The sequence below is a fragment of the Acidovorax sp. AC410 genome (genome assembly GCF_979253235.1).
The window spans coordinates 5,229,488-5,253,773 of the sequence record NZ_CEEDCG010000001.1 but is presented as its reverse complement, the minus strand read 5'-3'; the positions used below and the strand labels follow the sequence as shown (position 1 = coordinate 5,253,773).

The 24,286-nt window shown below is 67.7% G+C and carries 31 protein-coding genes; 17 read left to right on the top strand and 14 right to left on the bottom strand.

Annotated features, from left to right (window positions below):
- Positions 1 to 74: 74 nt before the first annotated feature.
- A complete protein-coding gene (locus AC0IZS_RS24410; protein ID WP_471638028.1) occupies positions 75 to 524 on the top strand; it encodes a hypothetical protein in 450 nt (149 codons plus the stop codon).
- Between the two features lie 12 nt (positions 525 to 536).
- Here the strand turns inward: AC0IZS_RS24410 and AC0IZS_RS24405 are convergent, their stop codons facing one another.
- Positions 537 to 1,598, bottom strand: a complete 1,062-nt coding sequence (locus tag AC0IZS_RS24405; RefSeq protein WP_471638027.1) for a saccharopine dehydrogenase NADP-binding domain-containing protein — start codon at positions 1,596 to 1,598, stop codon at positions 537 to 539.
- An 88-nt stretch (positions 1,599 to 1,686) separates the two neighbouring features.
- On the opposite strand from AC0IZS_RS24405, the gene AC0IZS_RS24400 reads away from it, so the two are divergent.
- On the top strand, positions 1,687 to 2,322 hold the full coding sequence (locus AC0IZS_RS24400) for a TetR/AcrR family transcriptional regulator (protein WP_471638026.1): 636 nt from the start codon (positions 1,687 to 1,689) through the stop codon (positions 2,320 to 2,322).
- A 154-nt stretch (positions 2,323 to 2,476) separates the two neighbouring features.
- A complete protein-coding gene (locus AC0IZS_RS24395; RefSeq protein ID WP_471638025.1) occupies positions 2,477 to 3,772 on the top strand; it encodes an HD-GYP domain-containing protein in 1,296 nt (431 codons plus the stop codon).
- A gap of 20 nt (positions 3,773 to 3,792) precedes the next feature.
- Here AC0IZS_RS24395 and AC0IZS_RS24390 read toward each other — a convergent pair whose 3' ends face one another.
- Positions 3,793 to 4,671, bottom strand: coding sequence for an MBL fold metallo-hydrolase (locus tag AC0IZS_RS24390; protein ID WP_471638024.1), 879 nt, complete (start codon positions 4,669 to 4,671; stop codon positions 3,793 to 3,795).
- Positions 4,672 to 4,794: 123 nt separating this feature from the next.
- On the opposite strand from AC0IZS_RS24390, the gene AC0IZS_RS24385 reads away from it, so the two are divergent.
- From AC0IZS_RS24385 to AC0IZS_RS24370, 4 genes are read left to right on the top strand one after another with little or no spacing between them, the layout of a single operon-like run.
- Positions 4,795 to 5,136, top strand: coding sequence for an ArsR/SmtB family transcription factor (locus AC0IZS_RS24385; protein ID WP_471638023.1), 342 nt, complete (start codon positions 4,795 to 4,797; stop codon positions 5,134 to 5,136).
- Entirely contained in the window at positions 5,126 to 5,557 is a 432-nt protein-coding gene (locus tag AC0IZS_RS24380; protein ID WP_471638022.1) for a YeeE/YedE family protein, read from the top strand. The genes AC0IZS_RS24385 and AC0IZS_RS24380 overlap by 11 nt, the downstream gene beginning before the upstream one ends.
- An 18-nt stretch (positions 5,558 to 5,575) precedes the next feature.
- The gene (locus tag AC0IZS_RS24375) at positions 5,576 to 6,022 is read left to right on the top strand and encodes a DUF6691 family protein (protein ID WP_471638021.1); all 447 of its coding nucleotides are present in this window, start codon (positions 5,576 to 5,578) and stop codon (positions 6,020 to 6,022) included.
- A 15-nt stretch (positions 6,023 to 6,037) separates the two neighbouring features.
- A complete protein-coding gene (locus AC0IZS_RS24370) occupies positions 6,038 to 6,688 on the top strand; it encodes a DUF599 domain-containing protein (protein ID WP_471638020.1) in 651 nt (216 codons plus the stop codon).
- A 130-nt stretch (positions 6,689 to 6,818) separates the two neighbouring features.
- Here AC0IZS_RS24370 and AC0IZS_RS24365 read toward each other — a convergent pair whose 3' ends face one another.
- Positions 6,819 to 7,391, bottom strand: a complete 573-nt coding sequence (locus tag AC0IZS_RS24365; protein ID WP_471638019.1) for a DUF1801 domain-containing protein — start codon at positions 7,389 to 7,391, stop codon at positions 6,819 to 6,821.
- A 7-nt stretch (positions 7,392 to 7,398) separates the two neighbouring features.
- Here AC0IZS_RS24365 and AC0IZS_RS24360 point away from each other — a divergent pair, with 7 nt between their 5' ends.
- From AC0IZS_RS24360 to AC0IZS_RS24350, 3 genes are read left to right on the top strand one after another with little or no spacing between them, the layout of a single operon-like run.
- On the top strand, positions 7,399 to 7,731 hold the full coding sequence (locus AC0IZS_RS24360) for a hypothetical protein (protein WP_471638018.1): 333 nt from the start codon (positions 7,399 to 7,401) through the stop codon (positions 7,729 to 7,731).
- A complete protein-coding gene (locus tag AC0IZS_RS24355) occupies positions 7,719 to 7,955 on the top strand; it encodes a ribbon-helix-helix domain-containing protein (RefSeq protein WP_471638017.1) in 237 nt (78 codons plus the stop codon). The genes AC0IZS_RS24360 and AC0IZS_RS24355 overlap by 13 nt, the downstream gene beginning before the upstream one ends.
- Positions 7,952 to 8,293: a type II toxin-antitoxin system RelE/ParE family toxin gene (locus AC0IZS_RS24350; RefSeq protein ID WP_471638016.1), complete on the top strand. Its 342-nt coding sequence runs from the start codon at positions 7,952 to 7,954 to the stop codon at positions 8,291 to 8,293. Before AC0IZS_RS24355 ends, AC0IZS_RS24350 begins: the two co-directional genes overlap by 4 nt.
- Before the next feature lie 230 nt (positions 8,294 to 8,523).
- On the opposite strand, the gene AC0IZS_RS24345 is transcribed toward AC0IZS_RS24350, so the two are convergent.
- Both AC0IZS_RS24345 and AC0IZS_RS24340 read right to left on the bottom strand, forming a co-directional pair.
- On the bottom strand, positions 8,524 to 9,543 hold the full coding sequence (locus AC0IZS_RS24345) for a zinc-binding alcohol dehydrogenase family protein (RefSeq protein WP_471638015.1): 1,020 nt from the start codon (positions 9,541 to 9,543) through the stop codon (positions 8,524 to 8,526).
- 51 nt (positions 9,544 to 9,594) lie between these two features.
- Complete coding sequence (locus AC0IZS_RS24340; RefSeq protein ID WP_471638014.1) at positions 9,595 to 10,719, bottom strand: alkene reductase; 1,125 nt, start codon at positions 10,717 to 10,719, stop codon at positions 9,595 to 9,597.
- Between the two features lie 165 nt (positions 10,720 to 10,884).
- Here AC0IZS_RS24340 and AC0IZS_RS24335 point away from each other — a divergent pair, with 165 nt between their 5' ends.
- The gene (locus AC0IZS_RS24335) at positions 10,885 to 11,802 is read left to right on the top strand and encodes a LysR family transcriptional regulator (protein WP_471638013.1); all 918 of its coding nucleotides are present in this window, start codon (positions 10,885 to 10,887) and stop codon (positions 11,800 to 11,802) included.
- A 55-nt stretch (positions 11,803 to 11,857) separates the two neighbouring features.
- Here AC0IZS_RS24335 and AC0IZS_RS24330 read toward each other — a convergent pair whose 3' ends face one another.
- Positions 11,858 to 14,107, bottom strand: a complete 2,250-nt coding sequence (locus tag AC0IZS_RS24330) for an EAL domain-containing response regulator (RefSeq protein ID WP_471638012.1) — start codon at positions 14,105 to 14,107, stop codon at positions 11,858 to 11,860.
- A complete protein-coding gene (locus AC0IZS_RS24325) occupies positions 14,104 to 16,347 on the bottom strand; it encodes an ATP-binding protein (protein WP_471638011.1) in 2,244 nt (747 codons plus the stop codon). The genes AC0IZS_RS24330 and AC0IZS_RS24325 overlap by 4 nt, the downstream gene beginning before the upstream one ends.
- Positions 16,348 to 16,428: 81 nt before the next feature.
- Here AC0IZS_RS24325 and AC0IZS_RS24320 point away from each other — a divergent pair, with 81 nt between their 5' ends.
- Together AC0IZS_RS24320 and AC0IZS_RS24315 are read left to right on the top strand one after the other, a co-directional pair.
- The gene (locus AC0IZS_RS24320; RefSeq protein ID WP_471638010.1) at positions 16,429 to 17,082 is read left to right on the top strand and encodes a hypothetical protein; all 654 of its coding nucleotides are present in this window, start codon (positions 16,429 to 16,431) and stop codon (positions 17,080 to 17,082) included.
- A gap of 81 nt (positions 17,083 to 17,163) precedes the next feature.
- Positions 17,164 to 17,646 (top strand): phospholipase D family nuclease, encoded by a 483-nt coding sequence (locus AC0IZS_RS24315; protein ID WP_471638009.1) that lies wholly within the window; start codon positions 17,164 to 17,166, stop codon positions 17,644 to 17,646.
- 21 nt (positions 17,647 to 17,667) lie between these two features.
- Here AC0IZS_RS24315 and AC0IZS_RS24310 read toward each other — a convergent pair whose 3' ends face one another.
- From AC0IZS_RS24310 to AC0IZS_RS24300, 3 genes are all read right to left on the bottom strand, one after another.
- Positions 17,668 to 17,898 carry a hypothetical protein gene (locus AC0IZS_RS24310; RefSeq protein ID WP_157412642.1) on the bottom strand — a complete coding sequence of 77 codons (231 nt, stop codon included), beginning with the start codon at positions 17,896 to 17,898 and terminating at the stop codon, positions 17,668 to 17,670.
- Between the two features lie 14 nt (positions 17,899 to 17,912).
- Entirely contained in the window at positions 17,913 to 18,113 is a 201-nt protein-coding gene (locus AC0IZS_RS24305) for a hypothetical protein (protein ID WP_157412641.1), read from the bottom strand.
- Between the two features lie 92 nt (positions 18,114 to 18,205).
- Positions 18,206 to 18,748 carry a winged helix-turn-helix transcriptional regulator gene (locus AC0IZS_RS24300; RefSeq protein WP_471638008.1) on the bottom strand — a complete coding sequence of 181 codons (543 nt, stop codon included), beginning with the start codon at positions 18,746 to 18,748 and terminating at the stop codon, positions 18,206 to 18,208.
- Positions 18,749 to 18,892: 144 nt separating this feature from the next.
- On the opposite strand from AC0IZS_RS24300, the gene AC0IZS_RS24295 reads away from it, so the two are divergent.
- From AC0IZS_RS24295 to AC0IZS_RS24280, 4 genes are all read left to right on the top strand, one after another.
- Positions 18,893 to 19,285, top strand: coding sequence for a nuclear transport factor 2 family protein (locus AC0IZS_RS24295; protein WP_471638007.1), 393 nt, complete (start codon positions 18,893 to 18,895; stop codon positions 19,283 to 19,285).
- A 5-nt stretch (positions 19,286 to 19,290) separates the two neighbouring features.
- Positions 19,291 to 19,797, top strand: a complete 507-nt coding sequence (locus AC0IZS_RS24290) for a DUF3237 domain-containing protein (protein WP_471638006.1) — start codon at positions 19,291 to 19,293, stop codon at positions 19,795 to 19,797.
- A gap of 75 nt (positions 19,798 to 19,872) precedes the next feature.
- The gene (locus AC0IZS_RS24285; RefSeq protein WP_471638005.1) at positions 19,873 to 20,115 is read left to right on the top strand and encodes a hypothetical protein; all 243 of its coding nucleotides are present in this window, start codon (positions 19,873 to 19,875) and stop codon (positions 20,113 to 20,115) included.
- Between the two features lie 167 nt (positions 20,116 to 20,282).
- On the top strand, positions 20,283 to 21,218 hold the full coding sequence (locus AC0IZS_RS24280) for a DUF6929 family protein (protein ID WP_471638004.1): 936 nt from the start codon (positions 20,283 to 20,285) through the stop codon (positions 21,216 to 21,218).
- 41 nt (positions 21,219 to 21,259) lie between these two features.
- Here the strand turns inward: AC0IZS_RS24280 and AC0IZS_RS24275 are convergent, their stop codons facing one another.
- The 4 genes from AC0IZS_RS24275 to AC0IZS_RS24260 all read right to left on the bottom strand — a co-directional run bounded on the left by AC0IZS_RS24275 (position 21,260) and on the right by AC0IZS_RS24260 (position 24,221).
- Positions 21,260 to 21,844 (bottom strand): dihydrofolate reductase family protein, encoded by a 585-nt coding sequence (locus AC0IZS_RS24275; RefSeq protein ID WP_471638003.1) that lies wholly within the window; start codon positions 21,842 to 21,844, stop codon positions 21,260 to 21,262.
- A gap of 106 nt (positions 21,845 to 21,950) precedes the next feature.
- A complete protein-coding gene (locus tag AC0IZS_RS24270) occupies positions 21,951 to 23,027 on the bottom strand; it encodes an RNA polymerase subunit sigma-70 (protein WP_471638002.1) in 1,077 nt (358 codons plus the stop codon).
- A gap of 229 nt (positions 23,028 to 23,256) precedes the next feature.
- Positions 23,257 to 23,583 carry a 1-deoxy-D-xylulose-5-phosphate synthase gene (locus AC0IZS_RS24265; RefSeq protein WP_471638001.1) on the bottom strand — a complete coding sequence of 109 codons (327 nt, stop codon included), beginning with the start codon at positions 23,581 to 23,583 and terminating at the stop codon, positions 23,257 to 23,259.
- Between the two features lie 137 nt (positions 23,584 to 23,720).
- Positions 23,721 to 24,221, bottom strand: coding sequence for a hypothetical protein (locus tag AC0IZS_RS24260; protein WP_471638000.1), 501 nt, complete (start codon positions 24,219 to 24,221; stop codon positions 23,721 to 23,723).
- Between the last annotated feature and the right edge of the window lie 65 nt (positions 24,222 to 24,286).

Sequence of the window (24,286 nt, the reverse complement as noted above, 5' to 3'; positions counted from 1 at the left end):
CTGGCAAAACCCGATCCGCCTGGGGCTAATATGAGGCCTGATCAACTTGGCGCGTGCGTGCACTGCCTGAGCTTATGCGTTCGATCTCCCATGGCCGCCCGATGGCAAACATTCGCCGCTGGCTGCGTGCAATGCTCAGCATCACGTGGTTCGCGATGGTTTTCGCCTTCGCGCTGGCGGCAGTCATGCTGCTTCACGGCTGGTCAGCGGATTTACTCGCACCCCATCCTGCAGTCATCCCATTTGTCATGCTGTTTGCCACCTTAGGGGCAATTTACGGAACCGTGGTCGCGCTCGACAGCTCGGCGCCACGCATTGGTGCCCCCAAGGGATGGATCAGGCAGACCAATTCACCACGTCTGCGCGCCGGCCTTTGTGCCCTGCTCGGTATCGCTGCAGGCACCATCCTCTGGATGGCCGGCCAAAGGTCCTTCGACTGGACATGGATCTTGTTACTTGGCGGCCTCCCAGGCGCCGCTTTCGGTTGGCTGGGATGGAGATGCGCCAAGTACATTGATTTCTAGCCCGCCGGCCCACTACCCGCCAAAGCCCAGCTGCAGGTACCTGGGCGCCAGTGCCTGCAAAAACGAGCGCGCATCGCCCAGTTGCCCCGCCGACATGGCCCCGGTGAGCGCTCCGCGCGCTGCCAAGATGCGCCCCACCGCCTGCGCGGCCAGGGGGCCGGTGATGGCGTAGATGTCCTGCCCGCTGGCGCTGGCGCGGCGCTCTTCACCGCCTCGGCGCACCACCACCTCGACCCGAAAGCGCTGGGCCGAGCGGCCCGATGCGTCCACCGCCACGGGCGCAGGCGTATCGGCGGCGCGCAGTTCGGCGAGCGGGGTCTCGTTCATCCAGGCGGGCACGTCGGGCACGCGGATGTGGTGGGCGATGGTGACGGCATCGGCGCTGGAAAAACCCACCACGACCTGCTCGCCGAACGGTGCGGCAAAGGCCCAGGTCTTGCGCGGGGCCACGGCGGGGGGCGTATGGAACTGGCCATTGGCATAGACGACATGCCGGCCCGCGTTGCGCTGGCCGGTCTTGCGCGTGCCCTCCGTGGGGTGCCAGCTATCGAGCGCGATATGCAGTTCGACGGCATCGGCGTCGGGCCAGTCCCCGAGGACACTGGTGGCCAGCAGGTCGCCCAGCGCACCGTAGAAGGCCACGGCCGGCGCGGCGCACAGGCCGGCGGCGGTAAAGCGCTCGCCCCACTGCCCAAAGACCTCGCGCGCCGTGGGCTGCTCGGCCGACACGTCCACATAGTGGACGCCGGCCTGCAGCGCGGCCTGCAGCAGCTGGGGGGCGCTGTCGGCAAAAGGGCCGGCGCAGTTCACGACCAGCGCACTTTCGGCCAGCAAGGCCGTCAGGGCAGCGGCATCGCCGTCGAGCCCCTGCACGCGCAGTGGGTCTGCGGGCGCATCGGGGAAGGCGGCCTGCAGCTTGCCCCGATCGCGCCCGGCCAGCAACACGGCGTGCCCTTGTTCGCGCAGGGCTTGCACCACGAAGCGGCCGGTATGCCCGGCGGCGCCGTAGACCAGTACCGGGCGGGATGCAGCGGAAGAAGACGAAGACGAAGCGGTGGATGTGTTCTGGATCATGATACAGACCTGTACGTTTTGTTGAAGGTGACGCGATGCTACATACAGGTCTGTATCGTGTCAACACGGAATATGGGACAATGCCGCCATGAGCCCTACCGCCGCCCGCAAGACCACCGCAGCCACAACGCCAGTCTCCGCCGCAGCCGCGCCGCCATCAGCGCCGGTGGGCGACGTGCAGCAGCGCATCCTCGACACGGCCTGCCAGCTGTTCTATGCCGAGGGCGTGCGCGCCGTGGGGATTGACCTCGTCATCGAACGCGCGCAGATCGCCAAGACCAGCCTGTACCGCTACTACCGCACCAAGGACGACCTGGTCGCCGCCTTCCTGGAGCGCGAGGACCGGGAGTTCTGGCAGCAGTGGGACGATGCCGCCGCGCCGCACTCCCCCGATGCGGCGGCCGAGCTCGACGCCCTGCTCGCCTGGGTGGGAGAGCGCGTGGCGCGCCCCGGCTACCGAGGCTGCCCGCAGCTCAACGTGGCTGCGGAGTTTGCCGACCCGGCCCACCCGGCCCGCGCCATATCGGCCGCGCACCGGCTGGAGCAGCGCAAACGCTTGGCTGCGCTGTGCAAGCGCATGGGGGTGAAGAAGCCCGAGGTGACGGCCTCGCAGCTCTCGCTGCTGATCGACGGCGCGTTCAGCAGCGGCTCGCTGCTGCTGGGCGACAGTGCGGGCAAGGTGCTGCGGGCGGCTGGGCGGGCATTGGTGGAAGCAGCCGGCTGAGAGTCTTTCCGCAAAGGGCGGCGATGCCAGCGCCCCCTGTGGTTGGTCGTGACCTCCGCTCGAGAGTTTTTGCCACAGTGGCAATCGCCCGCTTGTTGCCAGACCGGCTATGGACAAGAATGGACCAGGCACTTGGCCGCCACAGGACACCCCCATGCTCAAGCGCATCAGCATCCAGCACCTTACCTTGGGCATGTATGTGCACGATTTCTGTGGATCGTGGATGGACCACCCGTTCTGGCGGGCGAAGTTTGTGCTCAAGGAGCCCAAGGATTTGGCGCGCATCAAGGCCGCGTCCATCGAAGAGGTCTGGATCGATACTTCCAGAGGGTTGGACGTGGCGGCCGGTGTGCGCTCCGTCTCGCGCGAGGAGGCCGACTTCCAGGTGGAGACCGATTTCGGCATGCTCGACAAGCTGCCGCCTCTGCAGGTGGACCCACCCTCTCCGCCCTCGCCTCCCCCTGCACCCCGGCGCGCGCGTGGCCGGGCAGCCGCCAGCATGCACAGCGAACTGCAGGCAGCCGCCTCGATCTGCGGCGAGGCCAAGCAGGCCATGGTCTCCATGTTCAGCGAGGCGCGCATGGGCAAGGCGGTCAACGCGGAGAACGCCCGCAGCCTGGTCGAAGAAATTTCGGACTCGGTCACCCGCAACCCGAGCGCCTTGATCAGCCTGGCCCGCCTGAAGACGGCCGACGACTACACCTACATGCACTCGGTGGCGGTGTGTGCGCTGATGGTGGCGCTGGCCAAGCAGATCAACCTGAATGAAGAGCACACGCGCGTGGCCGGCATGGCGGGGCTGCTGCATGACCTGGGCAAGGCGGCCATACCGCTGACCGTGCTCAACAAGCCGGGCAAGCTCACGGATGCGGAGTTTGCCGTGGTGCAGAGCCACCCCGTGCAGGGCTACCTCATGCTGCAGGAGGGCGGCAGCGTGGAAGATGCGGTGCTAGATGCCTGCCGCCACCACCACGAGAAGATGGATGGGTCGGGCTACCCCGACAGACTCAAGGGCGAGCAGATCACCCTGATCGCGCGCATGACGGCCGTGTGCGATGTGTACGACGCCATCACCTCCGACCGCCCCTACAAGCGCGGCTGGGACCCGGCCGAATCGCTGCGCCGCATGGCCGAGTGGACCAAGGGGCACTTTGACCCGCGCCTCTTCCAGGCGTTTGTGAAGAGCATCGGCATCTACCCCGTGGGGTCGCTGGTGCGGCTGACGTCCGGGCGCATCGGCGTGGTGACCGAGCAGGGCCTGCAGTCGCTGACCTCGCCCAAGGTGAAGGTGTTCTTCTCCACCAAGTCGGACATGCGCATCCCGCCAGCCACCATCGATCTGGCCGACCCGCAATGCACCGAGAAGATCGTGGCCCGCGAGGACCCGGACCAATGGAAGTTTCCGGACCTCAACGAGCTGTGGTCGGGCTTTTCCGGGAAGGCCTGGTAAAGCGGATCACTCCCAGCCGGTCAGAGCGCATTGAGCGGTATGCGCAGGTAGGCCACGCCGTTGTCGTCCTGGGGCGGCAGGTCGCCGGCGCGGATGTTGACCTGCACCGAGGGCAGGATCAGCACCGGCATCTCCAGCGTGGCGTCGCGGCGCGTGCGCATGGCGGCGAATTCGTCCTCGCCCACGCCGTCGTGTACGTGGATGTTGTGCGCGCGCTGCGCGGCCACCGTGGTCTGCCAGGCGGGCTCGCGGCCTGCGGGCGGGTAGTCGTGGCACATGAACAGGCGCGTCTCGGGCGGCAGGGCCAGCAGCCGGCGGATGGACTGGTACAGCGTGTGCGCATTGCCGCCCGGAAAGTCGCAGCGCGCCGTGCCCACGTCGGGCATGAACAGGGTGTCGCCCACGAACACGGCGTCGCCCACCTGGTAGGCCATGCAGGCCGGGGTATGGCCCGGCACCGCCAGGGCCTGCGCCTGCAGGCTGCCGATGCGAAACGCCTCGCCATCGGCGAACAGGTGGTCGAACTGCGCACCATCGGCATGAAAGCCCGGCTCCAGGTGGAAGATGCCCTTGAACAGCTTCTGCACCTGGGTGATGGCGGCGCCGATGGCGATCTGCCCACCCAATACTTCGCGCAGGTGGTGCGCGGCCGTGAGGTGGTCGGCATGGGCATGGGTTTCGAGAATCCACTGCACCGTGAGACGCTGCGCGCGCACGAAGTCGACCACCTTGCCGGCCGACGCGGTGCGGGTGCGGCCGGCCTTGGGGTCGTAGTCGAGCACCGGGTCGACGATGGCGCAATGCCCGCCCGGGTGGTCGAAGACCACATAGGTCACCGTCCAGGTGGCGGTGTCGAAGAAGGCCTGAACCTGGGCCTGCGTGGTGTCTTGCGGTTGCATGGGGGTATCCTTGCGCCATCAATTAAGATATTTATAGTTTATTGACAGATATTTTGTTTGTCAATAAACTGTCGACCAGGGCATTGATCCACCTCACCGCAACCCACAACCAATGGAGCCCCCATGCAGGCCGAAGCCACCACCCCCATGGACCTGGAAAGCCTGCGCCGCTCGGCCGACAGCGCTTGCCGGCTGATGAAGGCGCTGTCCAACCCCGACCGGCTGCTGCTGCTGTGCCAGCTTACCGAGGGAGAAAAGCGCGTGGGCGAGCTGGAGGCGCTGGTGGGCATCGCCCAGCCCACACTTTCGCAGCAACTGGGTGTGCTGCGCGACGAAGGGCTGGTGACCACCCGCCGCGACGGCAAGCACATCTACTACCAGATCGCCAGCACCCAGGCGCTGGCCGTGATGCAGACCCTGTTCGAACAATTCTGTGCACCCAAGGAGGCACCCCATGCAGATTGACTGGAACCATTTCACCCCCTGGGCCGCGCTCGCAGGCGGCCTCATCCTGGGCCTGGCGGCTGCCGCCTTCGTGCTGCTGCACGGCCGCATTCTGGGCATCAGCGGCATCCTGGGCGGACTGCTGCACCCACGCAGCAAAGACGTTGCCTGGCGCGTGGCCTTCGTGCTGGGCATGCTGGCCGCGCCCCTGCTCTACCGACTGGCGGTGGGCGCAAGCGAAGTGCGCATCGACGCCAACTGGGGCATGGTGGTGCTGGCCGGGCTGCTGGTGGGCGTAGGCACGCGCTATGGCTCGGGCTGCACCAGCGGCCACGGGGTGTGCGGCCTGTCGCGCCTGTCGCCGCGCTCGCTGGTGGCCACGCTGGCCTTCATGGGCGCGGGCTTTGCCACCGTCTACCTCATCCGCCACGTGCTGGCCTGATCACAGAAGGACCGATCCATGAAGCTGCAACGCATTTCCGAATTCGGCATCGGCCTGGTCTTTGGCCTGGGCCTCATCATTTCGGGCATGACCGATCCCGGCAAGGTGCTCGGATTTCTCGACCTGGCCGGGCCCTGGGACCCCTCGCTGGCCCTGGTGATGGGCGGGGCCGTGCTGGTGGGCCTGCTCGCCTTCGCCGTGGCCCGCAAGCGCAGCACCGGCGTGCTCGGCGGCCCCATGCAACTGCCCACCGCACGGCACATCGACCGGCGCCTGGTGCTGGGCAGCCTGGTGTTCGGCGTGGGCTGGGGCATTGCAGGCTTTTGCCCCGGGCCGGCCATCGTCTCGCTGGGCGCTGGCGAGCCCAAGGCTTTGGTGTTCGTGCTGGCCATGCTGGTGGGCATGGGCGCCTTCGAGTGGCTGGAGGGGCGCAAGCGGGCGCGCAGCGCACCCCAGGCTGCTTGAGCGGGCGTGAACGCCATGACCACCAGCTCCTGGCTCGCCGCCATCTCCACCCTGGGCACCATTGCAGCGTACGAGGGCTGGCTGGCCGTGGCCCAGAGGCGCACCCCGGGGCGGCTGGCACGCACGGCCCACGCCTCGCTGCGCGAAGACTGGTTTGCCGCCATTTCGGCGCAGCCAGGCTCCGAGATCCTGGCCGTGCAGACGCTGCGCAACTCGCTGATGTCAGCCACCATGACGGCATCCACCGCGGTGCTGGGCCTCATGGGCGCGCTGTCGCTCACCGCCCCCACGCTGCACGCCACGCTGGGCGAGGCCGCCGCCGCCACGGCCGCCTGGCCGCAGGTCACGCCCCGGCTGGCCATGGAGCTGGTGCTGCTGTGCCTGCTGTTCGCGTCGCTCGTGGCATCGGTGATGGCCGTGCGCTACTACAACCATGCGGGCTTCATCGGCGGCATGCCCGTGGGCGCTCCCCAGCGCCAGCGCTGGGCCGCCGCCGGCAGCGCCTATGTACGCAAGGCCGGCCTGCTCTACAGCTGGGGCCTGCGGCAGCTGATGCTGCTGGTGCCGGTAGTGGCCTTTTTGCTGCACCCGCTGGCGGGCGTGGCGGGGGCGCTGCTGGTGGTGGCGGCGTTGCTGCACTTCGACCGGTTTTCGGCCGGGCAGTGAGGGGGCGTACTACGAGGCAAGCCGCTCGCTGACCCTCGGGCGGACTCCGGCGCCAAGCCGTGCCATGCGCGCCACGGCGCACCGACGCAGGGACCTTTCGCGCCACTGCAGTCCCCAGGCTGCACCGCCCTCAGTTCTTGCCCCACCCCGGCAGCGCAGCCGCCTGCCGGATCCACGCCACCATCTGCGCCTCGTTCAGCCCACCTTCGTGGACATTGATCCAGCGCGCATCCTCGCCCGAGCCGCCTTCGGGCGGTGGGGTCAGCGATGCGCCCTTGAAGAAGCTCACCTTGATGAACTTGGCAAACACGTGGTAGCCCAGGAACCAGCCCTGCCCCGAGATGCCGTAGAACGGCGAGTTCCAGCGCACGGCCTTGGTGACCTCTGGCACGTTGGCCTCGACCAGCGCGTCGAGCCGGGCGCACAGGCCGCGGCGCCAGTCGTCGGGGATGGCTGCGATGTAGGCCTGCACGGGTGCATCGCCGTCGGCCTTGGCGATCTGCGGGTTGTCGCCCGAGAGCAGCACGGGCCTGGCGGCGGGCGTCTTCCTGGCGGGCGCTGCGGCTTTCTTGGCCACGGCAGCGGGCTTTCGGGCCGGGGCGGTCTTGGGGGCAGGCGCGGCCACGCTGCGGGTGGCGGCGGCGGCGGGCTTGGCCAGGGCCGCCGTCTTGTTGCTCTTCGTGGGGGGTGGGGCTTTTTTCAAGGGCACCTTGGTCGGCGCTTTGGTCGTTGTCGTGGACGGTGAAGACTTGGCGGGTGCTGCGGCGGCTTTTTTGGCGGTTGCCTTGCGCGCAGGCGGCTTCGTCTCTGGCTTGCTGGTGGCCATGGCATTCACTCCCTGTGAATGGCAGGTCATTCACCCCAATGGGGGATTGCCTGCCTTTAAAAAAGAGAGCGAAGGTTACCAGCCTTGTGTGAAGTTGTACGACGATTTTGCTTCAAGCAAATTCGGCAACCGCTCCATGCCCGCAGCCGGGGCGCCGGTGCAGGCTGTTTGCCAAATTTTGCCAAAGCCTGCTAGCATGAAGCCATGGGCACCATGAACATCTCGCTGCCGGACTCGCTCCGGGACTTTGTCGACGAGCAGGTCGAGCAGCGTGGCTATGGCACAAGCAGCGAGTACATGCGCGATCTGGTTCGCAGGGACCAAGGCCGCCAGCAGTTGAAAGCACTGTTGTTGGCCGGAGCGGGTTCTGCGCCCACTGCGCCTGTCGACGGCGGCTATTTCGACGCGCTTCGGGCCCGCGTGCGAAGCGCGCAGGGATGAAGGCCAAGCCCGTCATTCCACGAGCGCTGGCCGCGCAGGACGTGGATGACGCCATCACCTACTACCTGAGCGAACAGGCCGAGCAGGCAGCCCTTGGCTTCGTCGACGCGCTGGAACAGGCCTATCTGCACATCGGCCGGCATCCGGCCACCGGCTCACCCCGCTACGCGCACGAGTTGGACCTCCCCGGCTTGCGCAGCTGGCCGCTAAGGCGCTACCCCTACATCGTGCTTTTCATCGAGCGCGAGGACCACATCGACGTCTGGCGCGTGCTGCACGGCATGCGAGATATCCCGGCCTGGCTGCAAGGTGAGGATGACGATCCGGCTCAGGGCTGACGGGGCAGCGCTGCCATGCCGAGGCCATATGCCGGTATCAGTTATTCATTGCGCTGCGCGTCACCCGCGATGCATGAAACTGGCGCGGCCAAAGCCAATGCCCCCGCGCAAGGGCCGCCAAGCCGCGGATGCGGCGCTTCGCTTGCGTGCGCTGGGGGCGTCCCCCTCCCGAATCGCGCAGCGAGTCGAGAGAGGGGGAAGGCGCGAAGCGACTCAGGGGGTGTTTCACTTCACGCCCACCCTTCCAGCACCACCTTGCCGCGCGCCTTGCCCGATTCGAGCAGGGCATGCGCCTTCTTCAGGTTCTCGGCGTTGATGCTGCCAAAGCGCTCGGCCAGCGTGGTGCGCACCAGGCCGGCATCGACCAGGGCGGCCACCTCGTTGAGCAGGTGGTGCTGGCCGACCATGTCGGCGGTGCCGAACAGCGAGCGGGTGAACATCAGCTCCCAGTGGATGGAGACCGACTTGCGCTTGAAGGGCATCACGTCGAGCGCCTTGGGGTCGTCGATCAGGCCGAACTTGCCTTGCGGGGCGATGGCTTCGATGATCTGTGCGAGGTGCTCGTCGGTCTGCGTCAGGCTCACCACATAGTCCACCGTGGGGAAGCCGATGGCCTTGAGCTCTTGCGCCAGCGGCTTGCTGTGGTCGATGACATGGTGGGCGCCCAGCTCCTTCACCCAGGCCTGGGTTTCGGGGCGCGATGCGGTGCCGATGACCGTGAGGCTGGTGAGCCGCGAGGCCAGTTGCGTCATGATGGAGCCGACCCCGCCCGATGCGCCGATGATCAAGAGCGCCTTGCCTTCTGGCTTCTTGCCAGGGGCGATGCCCAGCCGGTCGAACAGCATCTCCCACGCGGTGATGGCCGTGAGGGGCAGCGCAGCGGCCTGGGCAAAGTCGAGCGTCTTGGGCGCGTGGCCCACGATGCGCTCGTCCACCAGGTGCAGCTCGGCATTGGTGCCGGGGCGGGCGATGGAGCCGGCGTACCACACGCGGTCGCCGGGCTGGAACAGGGTGACCTCGGGGCCCACGGCCTTCACGATGCCGCTGGCATCCCAGCCCAGCACCTTGTAGGGCTGGCCTTCGGCCGGGGCGCCGCTGTTGCGCACTTTCGTGTCCACCGGGTTCACGGAGATGGCCTTGACCTCCACCAGCAGGTCATGGCCGGTGGCCACGGGTTCGGGCAGGGTGATGTCGAGCAGCGACTCAGCATTGCTGATGGGCTGGGGCTTCTGGTATCCAACGGCTTTCATGGCAAGGGTCCTTTCAAGGGAGAGTAAACAACAAAAATCGGTATCCGGGGTTCAGGCGACTGCCTCGGCAGCAGCCTCGTACGGCGCATAGTCGCTGTAGCCCTGCGCACTACCGCCGAACAGCGCCTTGGGGTCAAACGCGGCCAGCGGCAGGCCATCGCGCAAGCGCCGGGGCAGATCGGGGTTGGCGATGAAAGGCCGGCCAAAGGCCACCAGGTCGGCAAAGCCGTCGCTCAGCACCTGGCTGGCGCGCGCGGCGTCATACCCACCGGCCACGATCACGCGGCCCTGGTAGGCCTGGCGCAGCGCGGTGCGAAAGGCGTCGGGGATCTGCGGCGCATCGGCCCAGTCGGCCTCGACCAGGTGCAGGTAGGCCAAGCCCGTGGCGTCGAGTTGGCGCGCCAGGTGCAGGATGGTGGGAATGATCTCGGGGCAGTCCATGCCGCGCTGGGTGATGAAGGGCGCCAGCCGCATGCCGGTGCGCTCGGCCCCGGCCTCGCTGGCCACGGCGGCGGCGACTTCCAGCGCAAAGCGCGTGCGCCCTTCCAGCGTGGCGCCGGTGTAGGCGTCGGTGCGCTGGTTCGAGGTGGTGCGCAGGAACTGGTCGATCAGGTAGCCATTGGCGCCATGGATCTCCACGCCATCGAAGCCGGCGCGCATGGCATTGGCCGCCGCGCGGCGGAAGTCGCCGATCACGGCCTGGATGTCCGCCGCCCTCAGCGCACGCGGCACGGGGCTGTCCACCATGCGCCCCACGCCGTCATCGCCCGCCACCCAGACCTGGGCCTGGGGCGCAATGGCCGAGGGCGCCACGGGCAAGCCGTCGGCATGGAAGCTGGCGTGCGACATGCGGCCCACGTGCCACAGCTGCAGCACCATGCGCCCGCCCTCGGCATGCACCGCATCGGTCACGCGGCGCCAACCGTCCACCTGCGCATCGCTGTAGATGCCGGGGGTGAAGCTGTAGCCTTGGCCCTGCGGCGAGATCTGCGTGGCCTCGCTCACGATCAGGCCGGCGCTGGCGCGCTGTGCGTAGTACTGGGCCATCAGCGCATTGGGCACGTCGCCGGGCTGGCTGCTGCGGGCGCGCGTCATGGGCGCCATCACGATGCGGCTGGGCAGGGCCAGCGGGCCCAGTTGCAGGGGGCGGAACAGGGGGGACGCGGTGGCGGTCATAAGCTTGGACTCCGGTGACGGTAAGGGCGGGACGGCGACAGTGCCGTTGGTATGCCGCAATGGTCTTCCTTTGCGCATGTTTGAAAAACCACCCACAGATTGAAGCCACCTTCAATAAAATATTGAAAATAGGGTGAAGGCCCAAGCAACTACCTGCCCCACACCATGAAAGCCCTGCAAGACCTCGACATCTTCGTGCGCACCGTGGACAACGGCAGCCTCTCGGCCACGGCGCGCGCGCTGGACCTCACGCCGGCGGCCACCAGCGCGGCCTTGAAGCGCCTGGAGGCCGAGCTGGGCGTGCAGCTCTTCGTGCGCTCCACGCGCAGCCTGCGGCTCACGCAACAGGGCGAATTGTTTCTGGAGCAATGCCGCCCGGCCCTGGCGGCCCTGCAGCAGGCCGGCCAGCAACTGGCCGCCGGCGAGCAGGCGCTGCGCGGCGTGCTGCAGCTCTCGGCCCCTTCGGACCTGGGACGCAACGTGCTGCTGCCCTGGCTGCACGAGTTCCAGGAGCAGCACCCCGAGGTGGACATCCGCCTGCAGCTGTCGGACCGCGTGGCCAACGTCTACAGCGACCCGGTGGACGCGGCCTTTCGCTACGGCAAGCCGCCGGACTCGGGCCTGGTCGCCCTGCCCCTGGCCCCCGGCGTGCGCCGCGTGCTGTGCGCGTCACCCGCCTACATCGCAAGGCATGGTGCGCCCGCCACCCCGCATGAACTCACGGGGCACGACTGCCTGTGCTTCATGCTCGGCGATGAGGTACACGACCGCTGGCGCTTTGCCCCGGGCGAGGGGGCCCCCGAGGTGACCGTGCGCGTGCGCAGCGTCAATGTATCTAACGACGGCGACGCCGTGCGCCGCTGGGCCCTGCTGGGCAAGGGCATTGCCTACAAGGCCGGGCTCGATGTGGCCGATGACCTGGCCGCAGGGCGGCTGCAGGCGCTGTGCCCGGGGTGGACGACGGAGCCCACGCCGCTGTTCCTGGTGGTGCCCAGCCGCCGGCAGCTGACGCCGCTGGTGCGGGTGCTCAGGGATTTCGTGGCACAGAGGACGGCGGCGCTATCGACCACGCTGCCGCAGTAACGCCCCACCCGACAGCGCAGCAACCACAGCACGGTGGCGTTGGGGGCCCTGCGGATCAGGCGGCTGGGCCCAGCAGCGGCCCCCACAGGCTGGGCGTGTGCTCACGGTTGCGCATCCAGCCCGGCACGTCCGCCGCCGGCATGGGTGGCGCGATGTGAAACCCCTGCACCAGGTCGCAGCCCTGCCTGATCAGCACCTGCATCTGCGCCTCGGTCTCCACGCCTTCGGCGACGACCTCCATGCCCAGCCCGTGCGCAAGCTGTATCACGGCCTGCACCACATGGCGCGCCTGTTCGCTGCCGGCCAGGTCGGTGACGAAGCTGCGGTCGATCTTGAGCTGCTGGGCCGGAATGTGGCGCAGGTGCGCCAGTGACGAGTAGCCCGTGCCGAAGTCGTCGATGGACAGCCGCACCCCCAGGGCCGCGATGCGTTCGAGCGTGGCGCGCTCCTGCACCGAGTGCTCCATCATGGTCGATTCGGTGATCTCGCAGGCCAGCTGCGAGGCGCGCAGCCGGTGTACCGCCAGGGCCTGGCCGATACGGTCCACCAGGTCGGGCTGGCGCAACTGGTGGGGCGACAGGTTGATGGAAATGCGGCACTGCAGCCCCAGCGCCTGCCATTGCGCCAGCTGGGCACAGGCCGTGTCGATCACCCAGTTGCCAATGGCGCCGATGAGGCCGTAGCGCTCGGCCAGGGGGATGAAGATCTCGGGGCTGACCTGGCCGAACTTCTCGTGCTCCCAGCGCAGCAGGGCTTCCAGGCCATGCACCCGGCCCAGGGTGCAGTCCACCTCGGGCTGGTAGTGCAGCGCCAGGTCGCCGCGCTCCAGCGACTCGCGCAGCGCCTGGCGCATCAGCACCTCTTCGGTGCCTTCGTCGGACATGGACTTTTCGTACAGCACGCAACTGCCGCCGCCGGCACGCTTGGCTTCGTACATCGCCGCATCGGCGCAGGCCAACAGGCGGTCGCCCGAGGGCTCCTGACCAGGGTGCAGCACCACGCCGATGGAGCATGACAGCGACACCCGGTGGCGGCCCACCGAATACGGGCGCCGCAGCACCTCGATGATGCGGCTGCCCACGCGCATGGCGTCCTCGCCCGCCGTGGGCGATTCGATCAGCGCCACGAACTCGTCGCCGCCCAGCCGGGCCAGCAGGTCCACGCCCCGCACCACCGACTGCAGGCGCCGCGCCACCTCCTTGAGCACGCCGTCGCCCGCAGAATGGCCGAAGCTGTCGTTGATGGGCTTGAAACCGTCGAGGTCGATGAACATCACGCCCAGCTCACGGTGCAGCCCCGCGCCCGTGGCCGCGCCCTGCGCGGCGATGCGCTGCAGGGCCTGGTCCAGCCGCTCGTGGAACAGGGCGCGGTTGGGCAGGCCGGTGAGCGGGTCCTCGAAGGCCTGGCGCTGCAGCTGGTCGTTGGCGCGCAGCAGGTCGGCATTGGCCTGGCGCAGGGAGTCCGCCAGGTCGGAGATGCGGCGCTCGGCGTGCTTGCGTGCGGTGACGTCGCGCGACAGGGCAATGAAGGTGGGGCCCTCCTGCCCCTGCAGGCTGTCATCGGCCGCCTTGCGCGCCACCGACAGCTCGAACCAGCGCTCTCCGCCAGGCAGGTGCAGGCGGTAGGTGCGCGGGCTGGCATGCCCCTGCGTGCGCGCCTCGGCAGCGGCGGCCATGGCCAGTTCGCGCAGCTTGGGCGAGAGGGCTTCGCTGACCGTGCGGCCCAACAGCGCGCGGTGGTGCAGGGCCAGTTCTTCATTGGCGGGCACATTGCACTGGATGAAGCGGCCCTGGGAATCGAGCTCGAACAGCAGGTCGGGCAGCGCATCGAGGATGGCCGCGTTGCGCGCCTGTGCGCGCTGCAGGTCGCGCTGGATGCCGAAGTTCCTGAGCAGGTGCCGCAGCCGGTGGCCCAGGATGGGCCAGTTCACGGGCTTGGAGATGAAGTCCGTCGCGCCGGCGGCGTACGCGTTCTCGACCGATGCCACGTCGTCATTGCCCGTGACCAGCACGATGGGCACGAACGGGCCGGCCTCGTGGCGCAGGATGCCGCACAGCTCGTAGCCGTTGAGGCCCGGCATCTCCACGTCCAGCAGCACCAGCGAGCAGGCCGATTGGCGGAACGCCAGCAGCGCAGAGGCCCCGTCCTCGGCCAGCACGGGCTCGAAGCCGAGCTTGCGCACGGCGGCCCGCAGCATGGCGCGCATGCCGGGGTCGTCGTCGGCGATCAGCACGCGGATGGGGGCCACCGGCTCCATGTCGGGGGCTTGCACTCCATCCAGCAGGGCCGGCGCCTCCTTGCTCATGGGTGCGCCTCCAGCACGGCCTGCAGGCCGGCCACGGTGCGGCCGCGGGCACTGTGCATGTGCGCCAGCCCCTGGCGCACCCCATGGGCATCGTCGGCAAGCGCACGGCGTTCGATACTGCGCAGGCCCTCGGCCATCTCCAGCGCGCCAGCATGGGCAGCAGAGGACTTGAGGCCGTGCGCAATGCGCGCGGCATCGGCCAGCCGGCCATCGGCCAGCGCCTGCTCCATGTCGGCCAGGCCCTTGGCGGCGGCATCGAGGAAGCCCGCCACCACCTCGCGCAGCAGCCCGGTGCCGCCCTGCTCGTCCAGGTACAGCAGGGTCTCGATCGCGCGCGCGTCGATGGCCGCGTGGTCATCGAGCGGCGCCACGGGATCCCCCGGCACATCCACAGGCAGGGCACTCTGGGCCTGCAGCCAGGGCGCCAGGGCCGCGGCCAGGGTGCCGATGCCATAGGGCTTGGCGATGAACCCGTCCATCCCGCTGGCCCGGCACCGGGCAGCATCGTCGGCGCCGGCATTGGCCGTGAGCGCAATGATGGGCAGGCTGGCCCCGCGTCCATCCGGCAGGCCGCGTATCGCCCGGGTGGCGGCATAGCCGTCCACCACGGGCATCTGGCAGTCCATGAGCACGGCGTCGAAATCGTGCGCGCGCACCTGTTCGATGGCCTGCGCGCCGTCGTGCGCCTCGCGCCAGGCCAGGCCCAGCTTGCGCAGCATGCCCGCCGCCACGGCGCGGTTGACCGGGTGGTCCTCCACCAGCAGCACCGTGCCGTGCAGCCGGGGCACGGCGTCTAAAGCAGCCCCTGCAGCACCTTCCTCACGCTCGGTACGGGCTGGCACTGGGCCGGCCAAGGGCAGCTCCAACTGCACCGTGAAGCGCGAGCCGGCGCCCGGCTGGCTCTGCACCGCGATGTCGCCGCCCATGGCCTGCGCCAGGTCGCGGCAGATCGCCAGCCCCAGGCCCGTGCCGCCAAAGCGGCGTGTGGTCGAGCCATCGGCCTGGGCAAAGCGCTCGAAGATGCGCTCCTGCGCCTCGGCCGGTATGCCAATGCCCGAGTCCTGCACCACGATGTCCACCTGGGCGCGCCCGGCCGCCTGCGCCGGCGCCACCCACACCTGCACATTGACGCTGCCCTGTTCCGTGAACTTGATCGCATTGCCGATGAGGTTGGCCACGATCTGGCGCAGGCGCAGCGGATCGCCCACCAATTGGCACTCGGGCATCTGCCACTTCACCTGTGCCTGCAAGTCCAGGCCCTTGGCCAGCGCGGGCTGCACGAACATGGCCTGGGCCGCACCGATCTCGCGCCGCAGGTCGAAGTCGGCCCGCTCCAGCCGCAGTTGCCCGGCCTCGATCTTGGAGACGTCCAGCACGTCGTCGATCAGCGCCAGCAGATGCCGGCCCGATGCCTGCACCGCGCCGGCCCACCCGCGCTGCTCGCGGCTCAGCCCGCTGCCGAGCAGCAGCTCGTTCATGCCCAGCACGCCATTGAGCGGCGTGCGGATCTCGTGGCTGATGGTGGCCAGGAACTCGCTCTTGACCAGCGCCAGTTGCTCGGCGGCCAGGCGCGCGCGCTCCAGCGCCCACTGGGCCGCATAGTCCTTGCGCACGATGAACTCGCGCCACCAGCCCACCCCCACCGCCAGCAGGAACAGCGTGAGCACGTGGTAGGACCAGTAGGCCGCCTCGGCCGCCGACTGCCCGGGGTGCCACCACAGCGTGGCGCAGAAGGCCGCAAGGATGGACAGGCCCGCCATCAGCGCCCAGCGGAACTGCAGGCCCAGCACGATGAAGCAGTAGAACTCCAGGAAGGTGAAGTTGAGGATGCCGACCCAGGAGTTCAACCCCTCGCCGCCCGCCGCATCGATGCGCAGCAGGATCCAGAACAGGCACAGCGACAGCGCGACGATGAAACCGGCCAGCACCGGCTGCCAGTGCCGGCGCGCCTGCGGCAGGAAGGTGTAGGCCAGGCCCCCCAGCAGGATGGGGATGGCCACCTGCAGCCTGAGCACATTGACCGCCACCGTGGGGTAGGCAATCCAGTCCACCAGAAAATCGCCCAGCACCAGCAGCAGACCCAGCAGCAGCGCGCCCTGGGCATAGCGGTGGTAGAACGAGAGATAGTGCTCGCCAAAAGCATGCTCGACCTGCGCCGGCTCGAAGCGCAGCAACACCCGCAGGCGCAGGGTGGGCGCGGCGTCCTCAAGGGTGCGGGGGGACCCGCTGGCGGTGCCCATGGAAGGAATGGTGCAAAGAATGGAACGGGCGGGTAGGAATATCCTATAACGAATTGTTACCTTTGCGCAGTAGAAATTGCCATGGCCCCGCACGGCAGTCGGCTGCTGGGTTCCCGGGCTGTGCGTGGCGCGGAGGCTGTCGGTAGGGCGGCGCGCCCTGCCGCCCCCGTTTTGCAGCGGCACGGTGGCGCCTGCCTGCTTGCGACCATGGTGGCGTTCACTTATATTCCCGACGCCCTCCAATCCATGACACCCGGCGCCATGAGCACCATGTACCCCCGCATCACCCCCCGCAGCCAGTGGCCCAAGGGCCACTCCACGGTCAATGCCTGGCACCTGAGCAAACACCTGGGGCCGCTGTTTCAATCAACGGACATGATCGCGGCCCGGTTCCCCGAAGCGAATGCGCAGGCGATGTTGCCTGCCGCGGCCATCAGCGGGCTGGTCGAGTTCGCGACCACGGCGGATTCCGTCTACGACGCCACCGCCGCACTGGATCGCCTGTTCGACGCCTACGAATCCTTCCCGCAGACCCTGGAGGCGTTCGAGCAGCGGTTTGCGGCCTCGGACAAGAAGGCCAGGAAGCGCATCGTCGGCAGCCTGGGCTATCTGCTGCGCGATGGTGAGAACCGAAGGCCCCCGCTGGGAAAGCACTTCACCGAAATCTTCGCCGATGCGCAGTTCTTCAAAGACCTGGCCACGCGCGCCGATCTGCTCAAGAATGGCGCCGCCTGAGCAGGGGCCCCAGCCATCCATCCAGCCCCACCTGAGGTGCCATGAACCCGATCCCACCTCGCCCTCGCAGCGCTGCTGTGTATGCCCTGCCTTTCCCACGCCGAACCCAGCGTCCAGGTCGGCTTCTCGCCCGAAGGCTCGGCGCGCCAGCTGGTGCTGGAGACCATTGGCGGCGCGCAGCACAGCATCCAGATGCTGGCCTACGCCTTCCAGGTGCCCGACATCACGCAGGCGCTGGTCGATGCGAAAAAACGGGGTGTGGAGGTGCGCATCGTGGTCGACAAGAAGCGCAACCGCAACAAGCCCAGCAAGGCGGCCATGGACTTCGTGACCGGCAATGGCATTGAGCTGCGCACCAACGACCACTACCACATCCACCACGACAAGACGATCATCGTCGACGGCCACACCGTGGAGACGGGCTCATTCAACTTCGCACCCTCCGCCGAAACGATGAACTCCGAGAACGTGGTCGTTATCCGCGGCATGCCCGATGTCGCGCGCCAGTACCTGGCGCACTGGCAGTCGCGCTGGGACCTGGGCAAGCCCTACCCTGCGCGCTGAAGGGCAGTCACGCCCCTTCGATCAATTGGGCCGCTTCATGATCACCTGGCGCAGTTCCTCGTACTCGCTGCGCGTCACCGCCTGGGCGTCGTAGGCCTTTACCAGGTCGTCGAGCTCGCGGCCCTTGGAGAACTTGACGCCCTCCTGCACGGTCACGCGCGAGGTGCTGCTGCTCACGCAGCCGGCCAGCGATGCCAGGCATGCGCAGACGAGGGTGATGGTGGCAATCCGATGGTTGTTGTGCTTGTTCATGGCGCTGTTCTCACTCACTTCACGCTGTCGATCAGCCGGCGGCGCTGGCTGTCGTACTCGCGGCTGCTCAGTGCGCCGTTGTTGAACGCGCTCTTGAGGTCGATCAACTGCTGGCCAATGGTCGCCTCCACCGGCGCGCGCACGACGTCGGTTGAACTGCATGCCGGCAGGGCCAGCACGGCCGCCACTGCCAGGAACATGGTTGGGAATTTCATGCACCCTCCTCCTTTGATTTGAGACGCTGAATCCTAGCCCACTTCGGACCGGCGTCTGGGGTGTGGCCACCTTTACTCACCCTCTGCTCACGCTACGGCCGGCTGCCCTTGAACGCTTCCAGCCGCGCCTGCCGCTCCGCATCGAACGAGCCGCTCAGCCTGGCGGAAAGCTCCTCCCTGCGCATCACCTTGCCGCAGGACTGGCAGGCGGGGCCCAGCCCGGGGTCCTGCCCGCAGGGGATGTGGGTGTACTGGATGGCGACCTCTTCGTCCCGGGACTTGAACCATGTCTCGCCCCAGGCGCGCAGCGCCAGGAACACGGGGTGGAAGGCAATGCCCATCTCGGTCAGGTGGTACTCGTGCCGCAAAGGCCTTTCGCTGTAGGGCCGGCGCTCGATCAGTCCGTCCGATTCGAGCTTCTTGAGGCGGCTGGCCACCATCTGCGGCGTGGCCTGCGTTTGCGCCTGGATCTCCTCGAAGCGGCGGTTGCCCAGGAACAGCTCGCGCAGCACCAGCACGGTCCAGCGGTCGCCGACCACACCTTGCGCTCGGGCAATCGGGCACAGGGTGGTGGGGCTGGAACTGGGGGCAATCGCCTCGTCCGCCGTGGACGGCTTTGTCGGTTTCCTAGTCATTGGGGGCATTGTACCTCTTGTCACTATGAAAATCATAGGTATAGTGGCCGGTGTGCGCAGGGCGACCTGCAAGCCGCCTCGCGCACCGCGCAATCCAGCCGGATTGCGGCGACACCACGCAACCACCACACCGAAAGGTTTTTCATGTCTGAACCCACCCAACTCGATCTCGCTGCCATCGCCGAACGCTACGCCCAGGCCTGGCTCTCCCACGATCCCCGGGCCATCGTTGCGCTGCACACGCCGGACTCGACCTTCCAGGCGCATGGCCGCGGAGAACAGGCACAGGGCCATGCCGCGCTGCTGCAGGAGTTCGCCGAGGTCTTCGAGCGCTACCCCGGCTTTGGCGTGGAGACCCGGCGCCTGCTGCTGGGCGAACAGCACTGGACGCTGGACTGGACCCTGACCTTCCAGCCCCCAGGCAAGGAGCGCCGGGGTTTTCATGCGCTGGACGTCGTCGAGGTCGACAGCGCCGGGCTGGTCACCCGCAAGGACACGTTCTTCGACTTTGCGCAGGTCAAGGCGGCCATGGCCTGAACCCCATGAACAACACCCTCCTCAACTCCCCCCTGCCCCTCTTCGAGCAGCCGCTGCTCGAAGCCCTGCCGGTGCGGCACCTGTGCGACCTGCGGGTGGCCCTGGAGACGCCCCGGGCCATCCCCACGCCACGCGGCACGGTGGTCCCCTACATCGGCAAGGGCAGCCAGCTCGATGGCCCGAAGCTGCGCGGCGAATTTTTGCCAGGCAGCGTCGACTGGGTGCTGATCGGCAACGACGGCATCAGCCGGCTCGACGTGCGCGGTGCCATGCGCACCGACGACGGTGCGCTCATTGCCTTTGAAAGCAAGGGCATCGCCAAGCTCCCGCCAGATGGCCGGGCGCGGCTGGCCAAGGGCGAGCGCCTGGCGTTCAGCGAGACCTACCTGAGAACCACGCCCAGGTTCGAGACATCGGACGAGCGCTACCTGTGGCTGAACGAGCTGGTCCTCGTGGGCTACAACGAGCTGTCGGCAGGCCAGATCGACTTTCGCATCTACCAGGTGCTTTGAAGCCGCTCGGCTCCCGACGAGCAGCCCACGCATCCACCCCCGGTCACACCCCTTGTGCAACCACAAAGCGCCGCCATGCTGCAAGCCATTCTCCATTGGGCCAAAAGAGCGCTGCAAGGGTTTGCCGCGCGGCGGCAATACGCCGCCGCGCGCGACGAATTCGCACGCCTTCACCCCTCCACGCTTCGGGACCTTGGCATGGGCCGCTCGGAGTTCGCCTCGTTCTGGGCGGAAAGCCAGGGCCTTGCAGAGCGCACCCGGGTGCGCGCGGAGCCAATCACCAAGCCCCGCCGCAAAAGATCGGCAGCTCCAACGTAGAAGCAGCGCAAAGGCCAGATTCAGCGGCGCACAGGTGTCGCGGTCTAGGCTCAATGCAGGCCGAAACACCGATAGACTGCCAAACTGCATGCAGGTGCCATGCATGGTGCTCCAGGAATCGCCGCAACACGTCAGCCGCCCTCTCCCCCCACTACGCCCTCTTCGCCATGCACCTCACGCCCACGCACCTGCAGGACCTGCTGCTCGACCCGGCGACTCACCCGCGCGGCCAGGCCCACCTGAGCGCTGCCAGCGGGCTGGTGCGGTCCGGCGCATGGCTGTACCTGGTGGCAGACGATGAGCACCACCTGGGCATGCTGCCCGCCGGGGCAGCCGTGCTGCAGCACTTGCCACAGGCACCGCTGGTGCAGTTGCACCGCATCCTGCAAGGCGACCTGCCGCCAGGCCCGAAGGCTCGCAAAAAGCGCAAGCCCGATCTGGAAGCGCTGGCCCTGCTGCCCGCGTCGCCCGCACACCCTAGCGGAGCACTGCTGGCCCTCGGGTCCGGGTCCAAGCCCAATCGGCAGCGGGGCGTTGTCATCGCGCTCGATGCCACCGGGCGCCCTGATGGCGCTGCGCAGGTGCTGGACCTGTCTGCGCTCTACACGCCCCTGCGCGCGGAGTTTGCGGACCTGAACATCGAAGGCGCCTTTGTCGCCCACGATGCCTTGCACCTGCTGCAGCGCGGCAACAAGGTCGATGCGCGCAATGCCTGCATCAGCTACCCACTGGCCCCATTGCTGGCCTGGCTGGCCGGCACGCGCTCGGAGCCACCGGCGGCGCTGCGCACCACCCAGTTCGACCTGGGCACGGTGGATGGCGTGCCACTGGGCTTTACCGACGGCGCGGCCCTGCCCAATGGCGAGGGCTGGTTGTTCAGCGCCGTGGCCGAGAACACCGACGACAGCTATGCCGACGGCGAATGTGTGGCATCGGCCATTGGCTGCGTGGGCGTGGATGGTGTGCTGGGGCGCATGTCGCCGCTGGAGGGTGCGCCCAAGGTCGAAGGCATTGCACTGGATGGGAGCGGGCGGTTGTTGATGGTCACGGATGCGGACGATCCGGCGTGTGCGTCGCGCTTGCTGGCGGTGCCGCTGGACTGAACCGCGCCCCGGGGCGCCGCCTTGCGGTCGCGCCCCCGCATTCACCGTGGCCGGCAGTCGTAGTGCAGCGCCACGATGTCTGACCCGGGCAGGAGCTTGTGGCCCAGCAACTGCCAGCGCTGCGCCAAGCCGGGCTCGAAGCTGGGTACGCCCCCACCCAGCAGCACGTTGGCCACCAGCAGGTGCAACTCATCCACCAGCCCCTGCGCCAGCAGAGCGCTGTAGAGCACATGGCTGCCATAGATCAGCAGATCAGGGCCAGGCGCGGCCTTGAGCTGGGCGATGCGTGCGCCGGCCTGGGCCCGGGGCACCACTTCGGTGTCGGGCCATGGAGAGTCGGGGCGCACGGCCTGGTGGTCGCTGACCAGCACCTTGCGCGCGGCCGCCACGCGCTCGGCGATCTCGCGCTGCACCGGCTCGCTGCCGGGGCCGCGGTCAACCTGGGGCCAGTAGCCCTCGAACATCGGGAAGGTGGTGGCGCCAAACAGCAGCGTGCCGGCACGGCGCATGCAGTCGAGGTTGTGGGTGTCGAAGGCGGCATCCATGGGCAGGCCGGCCAAGGTGCCGCCGGGGCCGGCGCAGTAGCCGTCGAGTGAGCTGAGGATGCTGACGATGAGTCGGGCCATGAAAGGAATCTCCGGGTAGTTGAACCACGCGGCCGGGCCATCCGGGGCGTGTCATCTGGTTGGAGACAGGGCGAGGGGCGAACTCATCGGTGCGGCAGCAGTTTCCTCAAAAAATTTCCTCGGCCATGCCAAAGCGCCGGCAGACCGCCGGGTCGATGAAGCTGTCGATGGAGGCGATGAGCCCGTCACCGCCCAGGCGCAGCAGCACCACGCCGCCCGGCCGAAACCGGTCGTCGCCGGCCTGCTGTATGTAGCAGGCAAAGCCCGGTTGGCCATTGCCGCGCAGGGGTTGCAGGCGCCATGGCGTCTGGAAGACGCGCTCGGCAAAAAACAGCAGCGCATGGCGGCGGCCATCGAACCAGGCCGGCAGCGGCGGCATGGTGAAGCGGGCGTCCTCGGCCAGCAGGCGGGCCATGGCATCAATGTCGCGGCGCTCCCACGCGCTGACGAAGCGCTGCAGCAACAGTTGCTGCTGCACCTGCTCATCGTGGCCCGGCTGCGCACCGAGCCGCTGCACGCCGTGGGCCGGCGGCATGCGCTCCTTCACCGTCTTCTGTGCGCGCTGCAGCGCGCTGTTGACCGATGCGACCGAGGTGCCGAGCATTTCAGCCGCTTCGGCCGCCGAATACTCCAGCACCTCGCGCAACAGCAGCACGGCACGCTGCGTGCCGGGCAGGTGCTGCAGCGCCGCCACAAAGGCCAGCGCCACATGCTCGCGGCGTTGCAGCGTGGCGGCCGGGTCTTCTGCGTGGGTGCCGATTCCCGATGCCTGTGGATGGCCTTCGTCGTCATCAGGCAGTGGCTCCAGCCACACCGGCCCTGCCACCGCCTCACCCAGCTCGGCCGTGGCCTGCAGCGGTGCGCCGTGGTCGGGCGAGGTGATGCGCCGGGGGCGTTGCGAGATCAGCCGCAGGCACACATGGGTGGCAATGCGGTACAGCCAGGTGCCGAGCGCGCTGCGCGACTCGAAACCGGCCAGCCCGCGCCAGGCGGCCAGCAGGGTCTCCTGCAGCGCATCGTCGGCGTCGAAGGGCGAGCCCAGCATGCGGTAGCAGTGCGCATGCAGCTGGCGCCGCCGGGGTGCCACCAGCCGGTCGAACGCAGCGGTGTCGCCGGCGCGTGCGCGCGACAGCAGCAACGACAGATACGCAGCGTCTTCCAAGGGGTCGGGCGGCAGGGGCATGGCGCATTCTGGCGCACCGGGCAAAGTGGTGCGCGCCGGATTCCAGTGCGCAAGCTTCAGCGCAAGGCGAGGTGTCCGACTGCCAGCGGCAGGGCTTTCAGGAGCAGCAACATGGCCACTCCATGCAGCGGCCCCAGCATATGCTCCCACCCGGCGTTGTCAGCGAGGTGGATCGCCACGGCCCATGCTACGGCGGCGAGCGCCATGCCCCGGGGGCGCGCCGGTCAAGTCAGCCGGCCTCTTTGCGCACAGGCGGCACGGGCAGGCCGCGCACCTGAGTCCAGTACTCGTCGTGCACATCGGCATGCACGGCAGCCGTGATATGGGTGGCATACAGGCTGTCCCGCCCATCCTTGCGCGGGCCGGAGATCCAGTACGGCTCGCCCGTTGCCTCGTCGAAATAGTTCGACTTGAAGCCACTGCCTTTTTGGCTCTGGAAGAATTGCCCGGCGTAGTAAAGGGTGGCGCCTGTTTTGGAGAAACGCACCCTGCCGATGCGCGCAGGGCCGGTGAGGCCGCCGGCCTTGGATTCGATGTACATGATGCGGGGTTTCATGGTGGGCCTGCTGTTTGACCACGAGCGACCGATGGCGACGCCAAAAAGTCTCTGACGTTATAAATAACCGGGCCACCACATTCGTTGGGAACCCACCTTCTTCAGTTGTGGGCCCGTACCGGTTGGTATGTTTGGCCTCATTGATCGGGGCACATGATGTCTATTGCCCCCCTCCTATACTCCTCCAGCTCCTGCAGGATCGATCCCATCTCCGAAATCTCCGCTTCAAGTTTATCTGGAAGTATGTCTTCGCCGTCTTGTTCCCTCACACCATCACTTGGCTTCAATCGCGTAGGGATGCGCGCCAAAGCTTCCTCACCATCAGCCGTGATCAGAAGGTTGTAAAACGAATGAACGAGATCGTTGCGTCGCGTGGCGAGCTTCTGAATTCTGACCATTAATTTATGAAACTCCGCGTGCGGGGTTTTGTCACACAAGCCAAAAATCTGGGCATGGCGTGTGTAGATAACATCGAGCGCCCGCGCCTTCGCATTGAACTCCAACTCCGCTACGAGGGTCGCCACGTACTCTGAGTCCGCATTCACAATCTGCACGGTCAGTTCGACCATTGCAGCCTCTATCGTTTGAAACTTCAGCACAAAGCGTCCGAGCTGTGTGTGAAGAGCGTCGTAGTTCATGATGTGTCCGAATTTTGATGTAGTCGGCAATTCACCGGGTAGCCCAGATCTGCGCCAGTCTATTG